Source organism: Bordetella sputigena, assembly GCF_965137885.1.
In the GTDB taxonomy this organism is placed as follows: Bacteria; Pseudomonadota; Gammaproteobacteria; order Burkholderiales; family Burkholderiaceae_B; genus Bordetella_C; species Bordetella_C sputigena.
Map to the genome: position 1 here is coordinate 435,906 of NZ_CBCSCA010000004.1, position 17,910 is coordinate 453,815.

Here is a 17,910-nt window from a genome sequence, read left to right on the forward strand (position 1 = left end):
CGGTTGGGAGCCGGCGATCGCGGCCGGGATCAGGCTTGCGCCACCGGCCCGCCGGCTCAGCCCGGGCGCCTGGCGGCCGTGACGATGATCTCCACCAGCAGATCGGGCGAAGCCAGCCTGGCCTCGCAGGTCGCGCGCGTCGGCAGCGCATTGGCCGGCGCCCATTCGGCCCATACCTGGTTCATGCCGGCGAAATCGCGCTCGATGTCCTTGAGCCAGATCTGCACCGACAGCAGGCGCGTCTTGTCCGTATCGGCCCGCGCCAGATAGCCGTCGATCTTGGCCAGTACGTCGCGCGTCTGCGCGACGATGCCGCCGTCGGCGGATGAGGTCACGCCCGCCACGTACACGGTGTCGCCGTGAATCACGATGCGGCTCAGGCGCTCATTGGAATCCTTGCGCACGATATCAGTCATGGGTGCTGCTCCTTGGGAATGGAAACCGGCGCGCCCGTGGCGCCGGCGAAACGGTCGATGGCGAACGGTGCGATCGGCAGATCGGTGGCGCCGGTGGTGATCAGGTCGGCCATGATGCGGCCGACGATCGGACCCAGCTCGAAGCCATGCGCGGAAAAGCCGAAGGCATGAAAGGCGCTGTCGTAACGGCGGCTGCGCCCGATCACGGGGATCTCGTCGGGCATGGCGGCCTCGATGCCGGCCCAGCCGCGATTCACCACCGCGTGGCGCATGTGCGGAAACAGGTCGCACACCGTGCGCGCGCCTTCGGCCAGCGAATGAAAATCCAGTTCGGTCCATTCCGCGTCGCGGTCGACCCAGGCGCGGCGGCCGCCGCCGATCAGCACGGTGCCATTGGCGCGCTGCTTGAACGACAACGGCCGGCCGGTGCCCAGCACTACCGCGTCCAGGAAATGGTCCATGCGCAGCGTGACCAGCATCATCGGGCTGATGGCGGTCAGCGGCACCGGCTCGCCCCATTCGGCGGCGATGCGGTCGGCCCAGGCGCCGGCGCAGTTGAGCACTTGCGGCGCGGTGTACACGCCGGCGTCGGTCTCGATCCGCCACTGTCCCTGCTCATGGGCGGTGCGCAGCACGCGCACGCCCTCCAGGAAACGCGCGCCCAGGCTGGCGGCCTTGCGGCGGAATGCCAGGGTGGTGCGGTAAGGATCGGCGGCGGCGTCCTCGCGCGCGATCAGTCCGCCGCGCACCGTGGGCGCCAGCGCCGGAATCATCGCCAGCAGTTCGTCGCGGTCTATCCATTGTTCATGCGTATAGCCATGCGCCTGCATTGTCGCCAGGCGCTCGCGCAGCGCCGCCGCGTCGGCCTCGTTCTCGGCCACGCGCACCTGCCCGTGCTGTTCGAAGCCGCAGTCGTCATCGACCAGCTCGCCGACGCGATACCAGAGCTCGCGCGAGGCCAGCGCCAGCGGCACTTCGGCCAGATGCCGCGCCAGCGTGCGCACGCCGCCCGCATTCACCCCCGAGGCATGGCGGCCGACATAGTTCTTCTCGATCACCAGCGCCGGCACGCCGGCGCGCGCCAGGTGCAGCGCCGCCGAACTGCCGTGCAGGCCGCCGCCGATAATGATGACGGCGGCCGAACGCGAAGCGTCCGTCATGACGGCCTCCTACTTCTTCAGGCGCACCACGGCCTGGCGGGACTCGTCGGTCTGCGGCAGCGACGCCAGCTCGCCCAGCGTCAGCGGCTTGGTCGGGAAGCGCAGGCGGTAATAGCCGACTTCCGGCACCGGCACGCCGCGTTCCTCGGCGATGATCTCCGACACCGTCAGGCCGCAGAAGCGGCCCTGGCACGGCCCCATGCCGCAGCGCAGGAAGGCCTTCATCTGGTTCGGACCGCTGCAACCCAGCTTGACGGTATCGCGCACCTGCGCCGCTGTCACTTCCTCGCAACGGCAGACGATGGTGTCGCCGGTGGGACGACGGAAGGTCTCCGGGGCCTTGTACAAGACGTCGAAGAACTCGCGTCCGCGCACCGCCCGCGCCAGCGCGGCGCGCGGCGCGGCGGCTTCGCTGTCGCGCCGCGCCGTGTCGATGCGGCCCAGCAGATGCGCCGCCTGCAACGCCGCCAGCCGGCCGCGTTGCTCGGCCGCCAGCGCGCCGGCGATGCCGGCGCCGTCGCCCGCCATGCCGACGCCGTCCACCGAGGTCAGGCCCCACTCATCCACGTCCGGCTCCCAACAGTCCAGCGCCGTGTTCCAGCGATGCTCGGCGCCGATGGCGCGCGACAGGTTGACGTTGGGCACAACGCCCTGGTGCAGCATCAGTTGCTGCACGGGCAGGGTCTTGGTTTCTCCCGCCGCGGTGGTGTAGCGCACGCTTTCCAGCTTGTCCTGGCCCAGCGCTTCCAGCGTCGTCACGCCCTTGACGATGGGTATCGCCGCCTTGACCGCGCGCAGCAGCGACAGCCCCTTGCCCAGATAGGGCGAACGCAGGAAGTCCCACACCTTCGGCAAAGCCTGGCGCAGGCGGTCGGGCGGCGTGGTTTCGAGCAGCGCATCGACCTTCACGCCCGCGTTCAGATACTGCCACGCCACCAGGTACAGCAGCGGGCCGCAACCGGCCAGCACGGTACGGTCGGCCGGCACCACACCCGCCGACTTCAACAGGATCTGCGCGGCGCCGGCGGTGATGACGCCCGGCAACGTCCAGCCCGGAATCGGGAAGGGACGTTCCTGCGCGCCGGTGGCCAGCAGCAGGCGCCGCGCATGCACGATGCGCGCCTCGCCCGCCACCGAATACGCCACCTCGAAGCCGAGCGCCGGCGCGGGCGTCGTACGCTCGGCCACCGCCCACACAGTCGCGCCCGGCACATAGCGCGCGCCCGACTGTTTGAAGGGCTCGACCAGCGAGGCGCCGTGCCAGTAGTCCGGCCCCAGCACGGCGCGGTCGGTGACCGGCGTGGTGGTGATGGCGCGGTAGATCTGCCCGCCCGGCGCGGGCTGTTCATCCAGCAGCACCGTGTCCACACCCAGCCGCGCGGCCATGGTGGCCGCGGCCAGCCCGGCGGGACCGGCGCCCACCACCAGCAAATCGCATTGCGTCGTCTCGATCATGCCCGCACCTTGCGCGCGCCCAACTGGCGCTCGATCTTCATGCCTTCGCGCACGGCCGTCATGCAGCCCTGCTGGTTGGCCTGGCCATCGATGGTGACCAGGCAGTCGTAGCACACGCCCATCATGCAATAGGGTCCGCGCGGCACCTCGCCCACCGCGGTATCGCGACAGGCCTGCACGCCGCCGGCGAACAATGCCGCGGCCACGCTGTCGCCGGCGCGGCATTGCAATTCGGCGCCATTGACGGTCACCCGCACCGGCGCGCCTTGCGCCTGGCGCTGCGCTTCGTCAAGCCTCTTGAACATGAAACCTCCGGGTCGAAAATGGCGCCATGTCGTCCGCCAATTGGCCGGCTGCGATCATGGGCGCCAGTTTGAGCGCGTGCGCGGCGGCCAGGGTGACGCCGCTGTGACAGGTGGCGACGAAAGCGCCCGGGCACGTCTCGGATTGTTGATAGATCGGGAAACCGTCCTTGGACATTACGCGCAGCGCGGCCCAGCTGCGCACCACCCGCACCTCGCGCAAGGCGGGTAGCGTGCGCACGGCGCGGTCGGCCAGCGTGCCCAGGATCGGCAGGCCTACCTGGTTGTCCACATAGCCGGCTTCTTCCTGCGAATCGCCGATCAGCCAGGTGCCCTCATCGGTCTGGCGCAGCGTGGACAGCGGCGTTTCCAGCAGGCGGCGGGTGCGCTCCAGCACCACGATCTGGCCGCGCTGCGGCCGCACCGGCACCGCCAGGCCGACCTGTTCGCCCAGCGCCTTGTTCGACAGCCCGCTGGCCAGCACCAGCTTGCGCGCGCGCACCGTGCCGGACGGGGTTGTGATCTCGAACACGCCGTCGCGCTGGCGGATCTGCTGCGCCGGACGGCGCGGCAGGTAATCCACGGCCCGCTGCGCAAAACTCATGTGCAGCGCGCGCAGCAGCTTGAGCGGGTTGGCGATGCCGTCCACCGGTGTCCAGCTGGCGCCGCGCACCTCCGGACCGACGCCGGGCATCATGTCGGCCAGCTCGTGGCGATCCAGCAGCTTCCAGTCGTACTGCGCCATGCCGGGCTGTGCCAGCAGCGTGCGCATGAAGGTGGCGCGCGCTTCCATTTCCTCATCGCTCAAGAGCACGTGCAGGCCGCCGCGCTGCTCCAGGTGCAAGTCCACGCCGGTCTGCTCTTGCAGCTCGGCCGCGAGTTGCGGCCAGGCGGTGACCGAGGTCATGGTCCACACGCCGTAGCGCGGCAGCCCCATGCCCTTGCTCTGCACCCATATCAGGCCGAAGTTGCCGCGCGAGGCACGGTAGGCGACGTCGCCCTCGTCCAGCACCGCGACGTGGTCCAGTTCGCGCCGCAGCCCGTAGGCCAGGGCCGAACCGACCAGGCCGCCGCCGATCACCACGGCGTCGTAGACGCCGCGATGCGCCGGCGCGCGCGGCGCCCCTTGTTGTGTTTCGTCCGTCATTAACGTCCCTTTCCGACAAACAGCTTTTCCAGGCCCACCAGGCGGTCCAGGATGAAGATGGCGATGATGGTCACGTAGACCAGCACGGCCGACACGGCGGTCACCAGCGGGTCGATGGTGTCTTCGATGTGCAGGAAGATGCGCACCGGCAGCGTGGTGGTGGACGGCGAGGCGATGAAGATCGACATGGTCAGCTCGTCGAAGCTGGTGATGAAGGCGATCACCCAGCCGCTCACCACGCCCGGCAGCAGCAGCGGCAGCACCACGCGCCGGAAGGCGGTCCAGTTCGACGCGCCCAGCGACTGCGCCGCACGCTCCAGCGCGGGGTCGATGCCGGTGGCCGACGCCAGCACCAGCCGCAGCGCATAGGGCATCACCAGGACCACGTGGGCCACCACCAGCCCGACATAGGTGCCGGCCAGGTCCACGGTGGTGAAGAACTTCAGGAAGGCCAGCCCCAGCACGACGTGCGGAATCATCAGCGGCGACAGGAAGAACGCCAGCAAGGCTTCGCGGCCGGCGAAGCGGTTGCGCGCCAGCGCCAGCGCGCTGGGGACCGCCAGCCCGATCGCCAGCGTGGCCGACAGCGTGCCCAGCCCCAGGCTGAACCAGAACGCCTCGATGAAGCGCGGGTTGTCGAGGATGGCGCGGAACCAGCGCAGCGACAGCCCGCCGCTGGGCAGCGAGATGAAGCCTTCGGACGTGAACGCCACCGCGCACACCATCACGATGGGCGCCAGGATGAACAGGATGAAGAGCGTATGGAACAGCAGGCCGATGGGGCCGTTGCGGAAGTTCATGTCAGGCTCCCGACGGATTGAAGACCGCGCCGTAACGGCGTTCGATCAGCCGGTTGGCCGACAACAGCACCACCACGGTCGCCACCAGCAGCACCACCGCCAGCGCCGCGCCGAGCGGCCAGTTCAGCGTATTCAGGAATTCATCGTAGGCGGCGGTGGCCACGTTCTTCAGTCGCCGGCCGCCGATGATGGCGGGCGTGGCGAAGGAACTGGCGGCCAGCGCGAACACCATGATCGAGCCCGACAGGATGCCGGGCATGACCTGCGGCACGATCACGCGCCGGATCACGGTGAACTGGCTCGCGCCCAGCGACAGCGCGGCGGCCTCGGTCGACGGATTGATCCGCTGCAACGATGCCCACACCGAGATCACCATGAACGGCACCAGCACATGCGTGAGCGCGATCCCCACGCCCAGATTGCTGTACATCAGGTCGATCGGCGTCGAGACCAGGCCGATGCCCATTAGCGTCTTGTTGATAAGACCGGTGGAACCGAACAGCAAGGCCCAGCCCAGCGTGCGCACCACCACGGAAATCAGCAGCGGCCCCAGCACCACCATCAGGAACAGGCCCTTCCACGGATTGGCCATGCGCGACAGCACATAGGCTTCGGCCGTGCCCAGCACCAGGCAGGCCAGCGTCACCAGCGCCGCCACGCCGAAGGTACGGGCGTAGATTTCGTAGTAATAGCCGTCGCCCAGGATCTCGATATAGTTCTTCCAGGTGAAGGTGGCCTGCATGCCGCCGTAGAACTGGAAGTCGAAGAAGCTGATGAGGAATACCAGCGCCATCGGTACCACCAGGAAAGTGGCGTAGAGCGCCAGCGCCGGCCCGCTCAACAGCCAGGGGTTGGTGCGCGCGCTCATTGCGCGGCCTCCTGCCCGGCCACCGCGCACATATCCTGCGCGCGCCAGCGCAGATGCACCGTCTCGCCCTCGGCGGGCACCGGCACGCCATCGTTCTGGCGGATCACCAGCACCTCGCCGACGGAGGTGTCCACCTGGCATAGCCAGTGGTTGCCCAGGAACACGCGCGTCTTCATGCGGCCGGGCAAGGCACAGGCACTCGCCTCGGCGAACAGGATTTTTTCCGGCCGCACGATCACCGCGCCCCGCGGCACCGGCCGGCCTTCCATGGCGATATGGGCCTCGCCGATGCGCGCCCGCACCTCTCCCGCATAGGCCTGCGCCGTGGGCGTGAACACATTGGCCTTGCCAAGGAACCCGCCGACGAAGCGGCTCGACGGCGCCTCATAGGCCGCGAAAGGCTCGGCCACCTGCTCGACCCGGCCCTGGTTCATCACCACGATGCGGTCGGACAGCGCCAGGGCTTCGGACTGGTCGTGCGTGACCAGGATGGTGGTGGTGCCGACGGTGCGCTGGATACTGCGCAGCTCCAGCTGCATTTCCTCGCGCAGCTTGGCGTCCAGGTTCGACAGCGGTTCGTCCAGCAACAACACGCGGGGGCGGATGACCAGCGCGCGCGCCAGCGCCACGCGCTGCTGCTGGCCGCCCGACATGCGCGCCGGATGGCGGTCGGCCAGGTGCGACAGGCCCACCAGCTTGAGTGCCTCGGCCACCCGCGCCTGCCGCTCCTCCTTGCCGACGCGCTGCATCTCCAGGCCGAACGACACATTCTCGGCCGCCGTCATGTGCGGAAACAGCGCGTAGTTCTGGAACACCATGCCCAGGCCCCGCTTGTTGGCCGGGATGCGGCTGACGTCCTTGCCGTCCAGCACGATGCTGCCGCCGCTGGGTTCGACGAACCCGGCGATCATCTGCAGGGTCGTGGTCTTGCCGCAGCCCGACGGTCCCAGCAGCGAGATGAACTCGCCGCGTTCGACCGACAAGCTCAGGTCCTCGACCGCCGTCAGGTCGCCGTAGCGCTTGGACAGGCGGTTCAATACGAGATAGCTCATGGATACTCCCGCTGGCGGCGCGCCCGCGCCGCCGTTGCCTCATCGCTCGATTTCACGCGTCCAGCGCTTGTTCCAGTCGTCGCGGTTCTGGTTGACGGTGTCCCAGTCGATCACGATCAGGTCGGCGGCGCGCTTGCCGATCGGCAGCGGCACGCGCGGATCGTCGACCACCTTGGCCTGCTTGTTCACCGGGCCATAGCCATAGGCATTGGCCAGCCGCTCCTGCACCTTCGGGCTGACCAGGTAGTTGACGAAGGCCTGCGCCAGCGGACTGGCGTTGGGCTTGGCCACCGGGCACACCGACGACAACAGGGCATAGGCCCCTTCCCGCGGATAGACGAAGCCCACCGGGAAGCCGGTGTCGGCGAAGGACTTGACGCGGCCGCTGCCCCACACCGCGATGGTGGCCTGGCCGCTGGAGAACAGCTCGGTCATCTTGCCGGGCGAAGGCTCGTACACCAGCACGTTGGGGCCGATCTCGTCCTTGAAGGTCTTGAAGCCGGGATCGATTTTCTTCTCGCCGCCGCCGCCTTCGCGGGCGTACTCCACCAGCGCGTGCAGGCCGTAGGTGTTGTTCAGCGGCGGCACCACCAGCTGCTTCTTGTACTTGGGATCCTTCAGATCCTTCCACGAAGTGGGCGCGGCCCACTTGCGCTCGTCGAAGACCTTCTTGTTGTACATGATGCCGGTGGCGACGATGCCGATGGCCACGGCCTTGTCGTCCTTGTAGCGCGCGGTGCCGTAGAGATCGTCGACCGGCAGGCCCTGGATCGGCGCGCAGAAGCCGAGCGCGATGGCCTGGTACATCGGGCCGTCGTCGATGATGGCGACGTCGATCTGCTGGTTGCTTTTCTGCGCCTGCAGCCGCGCCACCGTGTTGGTGGAGTTGCCGGCCACGTAGTCCAGCTCGACGCCATGCTGCTTGGCGAAGGGCGGGAAGATGTCCTGGCGCATGATGTCTTCGAACGAGCCGCCGTAGCCGGCGACCACCAGTTTCTGCTGCGCCTGCGCGTTGGCGCACACACCGACGGCCACCGTGGCCGCCGTCAGGACTGCGAGTACCTTGCCCATGAAAACCCCCGTTTATTGGAAGAGAACTGCAAGCACTGCCGATGCCGCCTGAATCCGGGGATGGACTCCCCGCAAAAAAATTGCGGACCCGCTTGCCCCGCGACCTCATGTCCGCCGTACAATTTGTCCGTACATGAATGTCCGGACAAATAATGGATGCGCGGACACGACCTTGTCAATCGGTTATTGTCCGGACAAACCCCGATAGAACGAGAAAAGGAACCACCCATGACCCGATCCTCCGAAGGCGCGCCCGAACCGGCCGGCGCGCGCGAGGCCCGTGGCCAGGCCGCGGGGCCGGACGACGAGGCTGGCGGTCCGCGCTACAAAAGCATCTACCAGCAGCTGGCGCGCGACATCGGCAGCGGCCGCTATCCGGTCATGACGCTGCTGCCGACCGAACATGAACTGTGCGAACAATTCGGCGCCAGCCGCCACACCATCCGCGAGGCCATCCGCATGTTGACGGTGGCGGGCATGGTGTCGCGCCGCCCGGGCGTGGGCACGCGCGTCGAGACCGCCCACGCCAGCACCCGGTTCACGCAGCGGATCTCGCAGTTCCCCGACCTGCTGCAATACGCGCGCAATGCCGCGCTGCTGGTGCAGGATGTGCGCACGGTCAAGCTCGCCAAGCGGCTGGCCGAGACCCTGGGCGCCGAGCCCGGCCAGTCGTGGCTGCACATCAACTCCATCAAGACGCTGGACGACCAGGACACGCCGGTCGCGTGCACGCTGATCTACGCCGATCCGGCGCATTCCGACCTGCGCGCCGACATCCAGCCGCGCATCTCGCTGCTGCGGTTGATCGAGGACCACTTCGGCCACCGCATCCACGAGGTCAACCAGGAGTTCTCGGCCACGCCCATCGCCGCGCCCATCGCCCGGCAACTGCACGTGGAACCGCGGACGGCGGGCTTCGTCATTACCCGCCGCTACTACGGCAGCGGCGGGGTGCTGCTGCTGGCCACCATCACCACCTTTCCCCACGACAAGATGAAGTACTCGATGTCGCTGAACGTGGCGTAGCCGACGCTACACAGCCGTAGTCCGCTCGCGCCGGCTTGAAGCGGCGCATGGCTTGGGGGCTGGCCCCGCGGCGCTTGATGAACGCCGTCAATAGGTCCCGGACAACTTGTCGATGATGGACTGGCGGATGTTCTCGATATGCCGCATGGTTTCCTCCGACGCCGCCCGCGCATCGCCGCGCGCCAGGGCGTCCAGCATCGCCAGATGTTCTCCACAGACCGGCACCATGCGGTTCTCCAGCCGCTTGAGCGAGAACATCCGGGTTTTCTGCCGCAACTTGGCGATCATGCTCGCCATCAATTCGTTGCCGCAGTATTCCGATATCAGGCCATGCAGCTCCGCGTCCAGCTGCTGATGCAAAGGATTGGCCGGCTCGCCTTCTTCCATCAGGGCCTGGACCCGCTCACGCAGATCGGCCAGCGTCTCCGCCGGCACTTTCCCCGCGGCACGCCCCGCCGCGTCGCCTTCCAACAAACGGCGGATATGCAGCGTTTCCATCAGGTCCTGCAAGGTCACCTGCCGCACGAACAGACGGTTATTGGATTTGCGCTCCAACATCTGTTCGCCCTCGAGCCGGTGCATGGCTTCCCGCAATGGCGTGCGCGACACGCCCAGCCGCAGGGCCAGCGCCCGTTCCTGCACCTGCTCGCCCTGCTTGAGTTCGCGTGACAGGATCAGGTCGACCAGGGCGTCATACGCCTGGTTGGCCAGTCCGCGGTTGCCCCCATCCAGCTCCTGGCTGGGCGCCAGATCCTCGTGTCCCGGATTCATGAATTCTGTTTGTGAGATACGCAAAAAAGGAAGTGTGGCACAGGTTGACGGCTCCTGAATGCCGCCCCGGGACCTGCCTGAAAGCGGGATTTCCCTGGGATAGCCGCATCCTCGCTCCCTGGTCCATCTATTGTATATAAGTGGTATACCTAATGTACTCACGGTGCCGGCAGGGTCAGAATGCGACCACTCCCAGAAGCCTTGCCGAACCGAAATCCCGATGTCTTCCGTTGAACTCGATGTCCGCCTGGCCGACCGCGTAGCGGCGGCGCGTCCTTCCGCCACGGGCGCCATCAGCGAGCTGGCCCGCCGGCTGTCCGCCGAAGGCCGCTCCATCATCAGTCTCAGCGAAGGCGAACTGGACTTCGACACGCCGCGGCACGTACGCGAAGCGGCGATCCAGGGCATCACCGAAGGCCAGACCCGCTACACCGACGTCGGCGGCACGCCCGCCCTGAAGACGGCCGTCGCCGCCAAGTTCAAGCGCGACAACCACCTGGCCTATGCGCCGGAGGAGATCATCGCCGCCACCGGCGCCAAGCAGATTCTCTTCAATGCCCTGCTGGCCACCCTGAACCCGGGCGATGAAGCCATCGTGGTGGCGCCGTACTGGGTGTCCTATACGGAAATGGCCCGCATCGCCGGCGGCACCCCGGTGGTCATCACGCCGGACGCCGCCAACGATTTCAAATTGACGCCGGCCCTCCTGGAACGGTATCTGACGCCGAGGACGCGCTGGCTGATCCTCAATGCGCCTTGCAATCCGTCGGGGGCGCTCTATACCAGGCAGGAATTCGCCGCCCTGGCAGCGGTCATCCGCCAGCACCCGCGCGTGCTGGTGATGTCGGACGATATCTACGAACAGCTGGTGTATGAAGGCAACTTCGTCTCTTTTGCCGAAGCCGCGCCCGATATGCGGGCGCGCACCCTGACCATCAACGGCGTATCGAAGTCGCATGCCATGACCGGCTGGCGCCTGGGTTACGCCGGCGGTCCGGCCTGGCTGATCAAGGCCATGAACCTGCTGCAGTCGCAAAGCACCAGCAATCCCAGCTCCGTCAGCCAGGCAGCCGCCGTGGCCGCGCTCAACGGTTCGCACGATTTCCTCGATGGCTGGCGTGAACGTCTGCGCGCGCGCCGCGACATGGCGCTCGGCATCCTGCGGCAAGCCGCGCCGGTGCTGGCCGTACGCCGTCCCCCGGCGGCCTTCTATTTCTTCGCGGACTGCCGGGAAGCGATCGGCATGCGCACCCCCAAGGGCGAAACCATAGGCACCGACGCCGACCTGGCGCGCTACCTGATCGAAGAAGCAGGCGTGGCGGTGGTCCCGGGCAGCGCCTTCGGCCTCGAACCCTATCTGCGCCTGACCTTCTGCATCGCCGACGAGCACCTGAAACTCGCCTGCGAACGCATCGTGGCCGCCTGCGCCAAGCTGGCCCGCTGAAAGAGCCCTATCTTGGATCCTTCAGCCGACGCCGCCACGCTGAAACCCGACGCGTCGTCCGTCGGGGGCGGCGCCCGCATTCAGGCGCGCGCGCGCATCGAACCGGTCGGCGATCGCTGCCTGCTCATTCGCCTTGGCGACTCGGTCGACCTGTCCACCAACCGGGTGGTGCATGCGGTCACCGCGCTGCTCAATGCGGCCGTCGACGGCGATGCCGGCTTGGCCGCCATCGTCGAGGTGGTTCCCGCATTCACGACCGTCGCCGTCCATTACCAGCCGTCGCGCTGCCCGCGCGAGGGCGCTTTGCCCAGCGTCTACCTGACGCGCCGCATCGAAGCCCTGCTGCGCCAGGATCTGCCGGACGTCGCCGTCGACGGCCGTGTGGTCGAGATCCCCGCCTGCTACGGCGGCGACTTCGGTCCCGACCTGGATGACGTGGCCGATCGCTGCGGCCTGACGCCCGAGGAAGTGATCGCCTTGCACAGCGGCACGCCGCTTACGCTCTACGCTTTCTTTTTTTCGCCGGGCAATCCCTTTGCCGGTCCGCTCGACCCGCGCCTGAACGTGAAGCGCCGCGCGTCGCCGCGCACGCGGGTGGAAGCCGGGTCGGTGGCCATCGCCAACGGCCTGTCTTCCATCTATCAAAGCGCGTCGCCGGGAGGCTGGAACGTCATTGCGCGCACGCCATGGAATCTGTTCGACGTCACCGCGCAACCGCCCACGCGGCTGCGCCTGGGCGACCAGCTGCGCTTCAAGCCGATCTCGCCGGCTGAATTCGCCGGTCTGCTGGAGCCACGGCCATGAACGTGATGACCGTGGAACGTCCCGGCATGCTCAGCACGCTGCAGGATACCGGCCGCCTGGGCCTGCAGCAGTACGGTGTCCCGGTGAACGGCCCGATGGACGAATGGGCGCATCGCCTGGCCAATGCCCTGGTGGGGAATGACGCCGGCGCGGCCGTGCTCGAATGCACGGTCACCGGCCCGCGCCTGCGCTTTGCCGACCACACCCTGGTCGCCTTGTGCGGCGCGCGCATGCGCATCACCGCCGATGGCCAGGAGATCCCGCAGGACCGCGCCGTGCTGCTGCGCCGCGGGACCGTGCTCGACGTGGGCGAACGGCTGCGGGGCGCCCGCCTCTACCTGGCCGTTCGCGGCGGTTTCGCGCCGGAGCCCGTGCTTGGCAGCCGCAGCACCAATATCCGCGCGGGGTTCGGCGGCCATGAAGGCCGTGCGCTCAAACGCGCCGACCGGGTCGCGGTCGGCCGCATGCCGCGCGACCTGCCGGTGCTCCCCATCGAGAAGCTGATGGTCCAAAGCGGCATGCCCGTCCTGCTCGCGGAACAAGTGGATGTCACACCGGCGCAACGCAACAGCGGCAAGGCCGGCGCAAGCAAGGGCGGCAGCCGCAACGAAACCAAGGAAGCCGGCGGCAACGACGACGAAGCCGGCGGCTTCCCGACGCCCGCCCCTATCCGCTTCATCCCCGGCCCGCACTGGTCCGATTTCACCGCGGCCGCCCAGGACCAGTTGACGACCCGTTCCTACATCGTCACGCAGCAATCCGACCGCATGGGCGCGCGCCTGAGCGGCCAGCCTTTGGCGCTGACCGAGCCGCTGGAGCTGATCTCCGAAGCCACCGCATTCGGCACCATACAGGTCCCGCCCGATGGCCAGCCCATCGTGCTCATGGCCGACCGCCAGAGCGCCGGCGGCTATCCCAAGATCGCTTACGTCGCCAGCGCCGACCTGCCGCTGCTGGCGCAGGCCATGCCCGGCGACGCGCTGCATTTCGAGGCCATCACCCAGGCCGATGCCGAACTGGCATGGCGCGCCACCGATGACCGCCTGCACGAAATCCAATCAGCCGCGGCGCGTGCCCTGCAAGCGCGCGGCCCCTCCCCCGTTGAGCCAAGCCAGGAGTGAGCACCGTGCCTTCGATCGATATCAACTGCGACATGGGCGAAAGCTTCGGCGCCTGGGTCATGGGCCAGGACAGCCAGCTGATGCCTCACATCACCGCCGCCAATATCGCCTGCGGCTTCCATGCCGGCGACCCCGACGTGATGCTGGCCACCGTGCGCTCCGCCATCAGGCACAACGTCGCCATCGGCGCGCATCCCGGCCTGCCGGACCTGCAGGGCTTCGGCCGCCGCGTCATGGCGATGACGGCCGACGAGGTCTACGCGCTGGTCGTCTACCAGGTCGGCGCCCTGCAAGCCATGGCCCGTTCTCAAGGCGGCAAGCTGCATCATGTAAAGACCCATGGCGCGCTCTACAACATGACCGCGCGCGATCCCGCCCTGGCCGATGCCGTGGCGCGCGCGGTGGCCGACGTCGACCCGACCCTGCCCATCTATGTCGCCAACGCCCCCATCGCCAAGGCCACGCTGGACCGGGGCCTGAACGCGATCCACGAGGTCTATGCCGACCGCACATACCAGGACGACGGCACCTTGACGCCGCGTTCGCAGCCGCACGCCATGATCGAGGATGTCGACCAGGCCATTGCGCAGGTCAAGCGCATGGTCAAGGAAGGCGTGGTGCGCGCCCTGTCCGGCAAGGATGTGCCGATCAAGGCCGACACGCTGTGCATCCACGGCGACCAGCCCGGCGCCGCGATGTTCGCCCGCGACATCCGCGCCGCCCTGCAAGCAGAAGGAATCGAAGTCAGGACGGTGTAAACCACCGTCCACCCGGATAGCGGTCCCGTACTCAAGGGGAGACGAGGCCGCCTGTCCAAACGCAATGCCCCGCGCAACAGCCGTGTTGCCGCACGGCCCGGGGAGTTTTTTCCTGAACGCGTTCCGACCCTGTACCAGCCGCCCTCAGTGTCGCCGCAATTCCGCCTAGCCTAGGAGTGACCTGCATGTCTTCCACCTCGACCCACAAGCCTTCGGCGCTGCGCCGCGTCAAGGGCCCCCTGCTATCAGCCGCCCTGGCCGCCATGCTGGCCGTCGCCGGCGCCACCGGCGCCCAGGCGCAGACCCACGGCGGCACCCTGCGCGCCATCGTGCAGCCGGAACCGCCGCTGCTGATGCTCGGCTTGAACCAGCAGATCTCCACGCAATACGTGGCCGGCAAGATCTACGAGAGCCTGCTGACGTGGTCGCCCGACCTCAAGCCGCGGCCCGGCCTGGCGCGCGCCTGGCATGTGTCGGAAGACGGCAAGACCTACACCTTCGACCTGCAGCACGGCGTGACCTGGCATGACGGCAAGCCCTTCAGCGCCGACGACGTGGTCTTCAGCATCGACAAATTCCTGCGTACGGTGCACCCGCGCGCTCGCGTCATCATCAACCAGTTCGTCGAATCGGTCACCGCGCTGGCCCCGGACAAGGTCGAGATCAAGCTGAAGTCGCCCTTCGCGCCCTTCCTCAAGGCCTTCGTCAGCGACAACATGCCCATCGTGCCCAAGCATCTTTACGACGGCACCGACTACCTGAACAACCCCAACAACCAGAAGCCCATCGGTACGGGCCCCTTCATGTTCAAAAGCTGGCGCAAGGGTTCGGTCATCGAGCTGGTGCGCAATCCCGACTACTGGCAGAAGGGCAAGCCCTACCTGGACGGCATCGTCTTCAGCGTGATTCCCGACTCCGCCTCGCGCGCCGTGGCTTTCGAGCGCGGCGACGTGGACGTGCTGCGCAGCGGCGACGTGGACAATGTCGACATCAAGCGCCTGAAAGCGCTGCCCAACGTGGACTACACCACCAACGGCTGGGAAATGTTCTCGCAGCAGGCCTACATCCAGATGAATCAGCGCAAGCCGCCGTTCGACAACGTCAAGGTGCGCCAGGCCGTGATGTACGCGCTGAACCGCAAGTTCATCGTCGACAACATCTTCTTCGGCCTGGGCAAGGTCTCGACCGGCCCGATCTCGTCCAAGACGCCCTTCTACAGCGCCGACGTCACCCAGTACCCCTACGACCTCAAGAAGGCCCGCGCCCTGATCAAGGAATCCGGCGTGGACGTGTCGAAGACGCCGGTGAAGATTTTGGCCTATCCCTACGGCGCGGCCTGGGACCGCCTGGGTGAATACACCCGCCAGGCCCTGCAGCAGATCGGCTTCAACGTGGACATGGAGGCCGCCGACGCCGGCACGTGGTCCAAGCGCGTGTCCGATTTCGATTTCGACCTGACCTTCAGCTTCACCTCGCAGTACGGCGATCCGGCGCTGGGCGTGTCGCGCCTGTTCCTGACCCGCAACATCGTCAAGGGCTCGGCCTTCGTCAACAACGTGGGCTACAAGAACGCCGAGGCCGATGCTTTGTGGGACAAGGCCGCCACGGCCACGTCGGACGCGGAGCGCAAGCAGGCCTACGACCAGGTGCAGAAGATCCTGGTCGACCAGGTCGCCAACGGCTACCTGTTCGAGATCGAGAACCCGACGCTGTATCGCGCCAAGGTGCATAACCTGGTGACCACGGCCATCGGCTTGAACGACACCTTCGCCGACGTCTACATCGACAAATAAGCTGCTCCATCGTCCGACGGCAGCGCCACGGCCACGTTCGTCATGGCCGTGGCGCTGCCCCGTTTCTGCCTGACCGCTTTGGAGCCGATGCTTTGAAGACCCTGTCGTATTTCGCCTCCCGGCTGAGCAAAGCCATCATCGTCGTGCTCGGCGTGGTGATCCTGAATTTCCTGCTGATACGCATGGCGCCCGGCGATCCCGCGTCGGTAATGGCCGGTGAAGCCGGCGCTTCCGACCCGGCCTACGTGCAACAGCTGCGCCGCGATTTCGGCCTGGACAAGCCGGTCTACGTGCAGCTCGGGATTTATCTCAAAGGCATCACCCGTCTGGATCTCGGCTTCTCCTACCGTGAACGCGTGCCGGTGCTGGACCTGATTCTCGACCGCCTGCCGGCCACCCTGTTGCTGATGGGCTGCGCCTTTCTTTTCTCGGTTTCGCTGGGCATGCTGGCAGGGGTCATCGCGGCTCGTGCGCGCTATGAAGGGAAGCGCCGCTGGATCGACAGCGGTCTCATGAGCGCCGCCCTGCTCATTTACGCCACGCCACAATTCTGGCTGGCCTTGCTGGCCGTGATCTTCTTCTCTTTGACCCTGGGCTGGCTGCCGCCGTTCGGCATGGAAACCGTGGCATCGACCTTGACCGGCTGGGCCCGCGCCGGCGACATCGCCAGACACCTGATCCTGCCGACGATCTCGCTGGGCTGCTTCTTCATGGCCATCTACGCGCGGCTGACCCGCGCGTCCATGCTGGAAGTGCTGGGCATGGATTTCATCAAGACGGCGCGCGCCAAGGGGGTGCCCGTGCAGCAGATCATCCGCCGCCACGCGCTGCGCAATGCCCTGCTGCCCGTGATCACCTTCGCCGGCATCCAGCTGGGCCAAATGGCCGGCGGCGCGGTGCTGACGGAAACCGTGTTCGGCTGGCCCGGCATCGGCCGCCTCATGTTCGACGCGCTCAACGCGCGCGACTACCAGTTGCTGCTGGGCGTGTTCCTGGTCACGTCGACCATGGTGGTGGTCTTCAACCTGCTCACCGATCTGATCTACCGCTTCGTCGATCCGCGCATCCAGGGAAGCTGATTCATGAAAGCCTTCATCAAACGTTTCTGCGCCCACCAGGGCGCCACCGCGGGTGTCGTCATCCTGCTCCTCGTCATTCTTACCGGCCTGCTCGCCCCCTTGTTTTACGAAGAGTCGCCCTGGATGATGGTCGCCTCGCCGCTGCTGGCGCCCTTCTCCGATCCATCCTATCCCTTGGGCACCGACATGCTGGGCCGCGACATCGCCGCCGGCCTGGCCTATGGCGCCCGCGTGTCCTTGCTGATCGGCGTCATCTCCACCGCCGTCGCTGTCCTGATCGGCATCCTGGTAGGCGCCCTGGCCGGCTATTTCGGGGGCCGCCTGGACGACTTCCTGATGCGCCTGACCGAGTTCTTCCAGACCATCCCGCAGCTGGCGATGGCCATGGTGCTGGTCGCCATCTTCAAACCCGATCTGGTGTCCATCGTCGGCGCCATCGCCATCGTGTCCTGGCCTCCCGTGGCACGCCTGGTCCGCTCGGAGTTCATGACCCTGCGCACCCGTGAATTCGTGCAGGCCGCGGTGGTGATCGGCCAGCGCCCATTGCGCATCATCCTCACGCAGATCCTGCCCAACGCGGCCTCGCCCATCATCGTCACGGCTTCCTTGATGACGGCCACGTCCATCCTGACCGAGTCCGCGCTGTCCTTCATGGGCCTGGGCGACCGTAACCTGATGAGCTGGGGGTTCATGATCGGCGCGGCCCGCACCATGCTGCGCGAAGCGCCCCTGATGAGCCTCTGGCCCGGCCTGGCGATCATGCTCACCGTGCTGGCGATCAACCTGATCGGCGAAGGCTTGAACGATGCCCTCAATCCCCAACTGCGCAAACGTGGAGCCTGA

Annotated in this window: 18 protein-coding genes; 8 read left to right on the top strand and 10 right to left on the bottom strand. The window is 67.1% G+C overall.

Features of this window, described 5'->3' with window-relative positions; genetic code table 11:
* Positions 1-56: 56 nt before the first annotated feature.
* The 9 genes from ACNA0R_RS10625 to ACNA0R_RS10665 are packed head-to-tail and all read right to left on the bottom strand — an operon-like array spanning position 57 to position 8,271.
* The gene (locus ACNA0R_RS10625; protein WP_415825954.1) at positions 57-416 is read right to left on the bottom strand and encodes a RidA family protein; all 360 of its coding nucleotides are present in this window, start codon (positions 414-416) and stop codon (positions 57-59) included.
* A complete protein-coding gene (locus ACNA0R_RS10630) occupies positions 413-1,576 on the bottom strand; it encodes an NAD(P)/FAD-dependent oxidoreductase (RefSeq protein ID WP_415825955.1) in 1,164 nt (387 codons plus the stop codon). The genes ACNA0R_RS10625 and ACNA0R_RS10630 overlap by 4 nt, the downstream gene beginning before the upstream one ends.
* A 9-nt stretch (positions 1,577-1,585) precedes the next feature.
* Positions 1,586-3,031, bottom strand: coding sequence for an FAD/NAD(P)-dependent oxidoreductase (locus ACNA0R_RS10635; protein ID WP_415825956.1), 1,446 nt, complete (start codon positions 3,029-3,031; stop codon positions 1,586-1,588).
* Positions 3,028-3,336 (bottom strand): (2Fe-2S)-binding protein, encoded by a 309-nt coding sequence (locus ACNA0R_RS10640; RefSeq protein WP_066347865.1) that lies wholly within the window; start codon positions 3,334-3,336, stop codon positions 3,028-3,030. The genes ACNA0R_RS10635 and ACNA0R_RS10640 overlap by 4 nt, the downstream gene beginning before the upstream one ends.
* Entirely contained in the window at positions 3,320-4,480 is a 1,161-nt protein-coding gene (locus ACNA0R_RS10645) for an NAD(P)/FAD-dependent oxidoreductase (RefSeq protein ID WP_415825957.1), read from the bottom strand. The genes ACNA0R_RS10640 and ACNA0R_RS10645 overlap by 17 nt, the downstream gene beginning before the upstream one ends.
* Positions 4,480-5,280 (bottom strand): ABC transporter permease, encoded by an 801-nt coding sequence (locus tag ACNA0R_RS10650; protein ID WP_415825958.1) that lies wholly within the window; start codon positions 5,278-5,280, stop codon positions 4,480-4,482. Before ACNA0R_RS10650 ends, ACNA0R_RS10645 begins: the two co-directional genes overlap by 1 nt.
* Before the next feature lies 1 nt (position 5,281).
* Complete coding sequence (locus ACNA0R_RS10655; RefSeq protein WP_415825959.1) at positions 5,282-6,148, bottom strand: ABC transporter permease; 867 nt, start codon at positions 6,146-6,148, stop codon at positions 5,282-5,284.
* Positions 6,145-7,200 (bottom strand): ABC transporter ATP-binding protein, encoded by a 1,056-nt coding sequence (locus ACNA0R_RS10660; RefSeq protein WP_415825960.1) that lies wholly within the window; start codon positions 7,198-7,200, stop codon positions 6,145-6,147. The genes ACNA0R_RS10655 and ACNA0R_RS10660 overlap by 4 nt, the downstream gene beginning before the upstream one ends.
* Before the next feature lie 39 nt (positions 7,201-7,239).
* The gene (locus tag ACNA0R_RS10665; protein WP_415825961.1) at positions 7,240-8,271 is read right to left on the bottom strand and encodes an ABC transporter substrate-binding protein; all 1,032 of its coding nucleotides are present in this window, start codon (positions 8,269-8,271) and stop codon (positions 7,240-7,242) included.
* A gap of 228 nt (positions 8,272-8,499) precedes the next feature.
* Between ACNA0R_RS10665 and ACNA0R_RS10670 the strand changes: the two genes are divergently transcribed.
* Positions 8,500-9,297, top strand: coding sequence for a GntR family transcriptional regulator (locus ACNA0R_RS10670; protein ID WP_415825962.1), 798 nt, complete (start codon positions 8,500-8,502; stop codon positions 9,295-9,297).
* An 87-nt stretch (positions 9,298-9,384) separates the two neighbouring features.
* On the opposite strand, the gene ACNA0R_RS10675 is transcribed toward ACNA0R_RS10670, so the two are convergent.
* The gene (locus ACNA0R_RS10675) at positions 9,385-10,068 is read right to left on the bottom strand and encodes a GntR family transcriptional regulator (RefSeq protein ID WP_415825963.1); all 684 of its coding nucleotides are present in this window, start codon (positions 10,066-10,068) and stop codon (positions 9,385-9,387) included.
* Between the two features lie 220 nt (positions 10,069-10,288).
* Between ACNA0R_RS10675 and ACNA0R_RS10680 the strand changes: the two genes are divergently transcribed.
* The 7 genes from ACNA0R_RS10680 to ACNA0R_RS10710 all read left to right on the top strand — a co-directional run bounded on the left by ACNA0R_RS10680 (position 10,289) and on the right by ACNA0R_RS10710 (position 17,910).
* Complete coding sequence (locus tag ACNA0R_RS10680; protein ID WP_415825964.1) at positions 10,289-11,512, top strand: pyridoxal phosphate-dependent aminotransferase; 1,224 nt, start codon at positions 10,289-10,291, stop codon at positions 11,510-11,512.
* Between the two features lie 12 nt (positions 11,513-11,524).
* Complete coding sequence (pxpB, locus tag ACNA0R_RS10685) at positions 11,525-12,316, top strand: 5-oxoprolinase subunit PxpB (RefSeq protein WP_415825965.1); 792 nt, start codon at positions 11,525-11,527, stop codon at positions 12,314-12,316.
* The gene (locus ACNA0R_RS10690; RefSeq protein ID WP_415825966.1) at positions 12,313-13,437 is read left to right on the top strand and encodes a 5-oxoprolinase subunit C family protein; all 1,125 of its coding nucleotides are present in this window, start codon (positions 12,313-12,315) and stop codon (positions 13,435-13,437) included. Before pxpB ends, ACNA0R_RS10690 begins: the two co-directional genes overlap by 4 nt.
* A 5-nt stretch (positions 13,438-13,442) precedes the next feature.
* Positions 13,443-14,195, top strand: coding sequence for a LamB/YcsF family protein (locus tag ACNA0R_RS10695; protein WP_415825967.1), 753 nt, complete (start codon positions 13,443-13,445; stop codon positions 14,193-14,195).
* A 185-nt stretch (positions 14,196-14,380) separates the two neighbouring features.
* Positions 14,381-15,988 (top strand): ABC transporter substrate-binding protein, encoded by a 1,608-nt coding sequence (locus tag ACNA0R_RS10700; protein WP_415825968.1) that lies wholly within the window; start codon positions 14,381-14,383, stop codon positions 15,986-15,988.
* A 92-nt stretch (positions 15,989-16,080) separates the two neighbouring features.
* On the top strand, positions 16,081-17,067 hold the full coding sequence (locus ACNA0R_RS10705; protein WP_415825969.1) for an ABC transporter permease: 987 nt from the start codon (positions 16,081-16,083) through the stop codon (positions 17,065-17,067).
* A gap of 3 nt (positions 17,068-17,070) precedes the next feature.
* Complete coding sequence (locus tag ACNA0R_RS10710) at positions 17,071-17,910, top strand: ABC transporter permease (RefSeq protein ID WP_415825970.1); 840 nt, start codon at positions 17,071-17,073, stop codon at positions 17,908-17,910.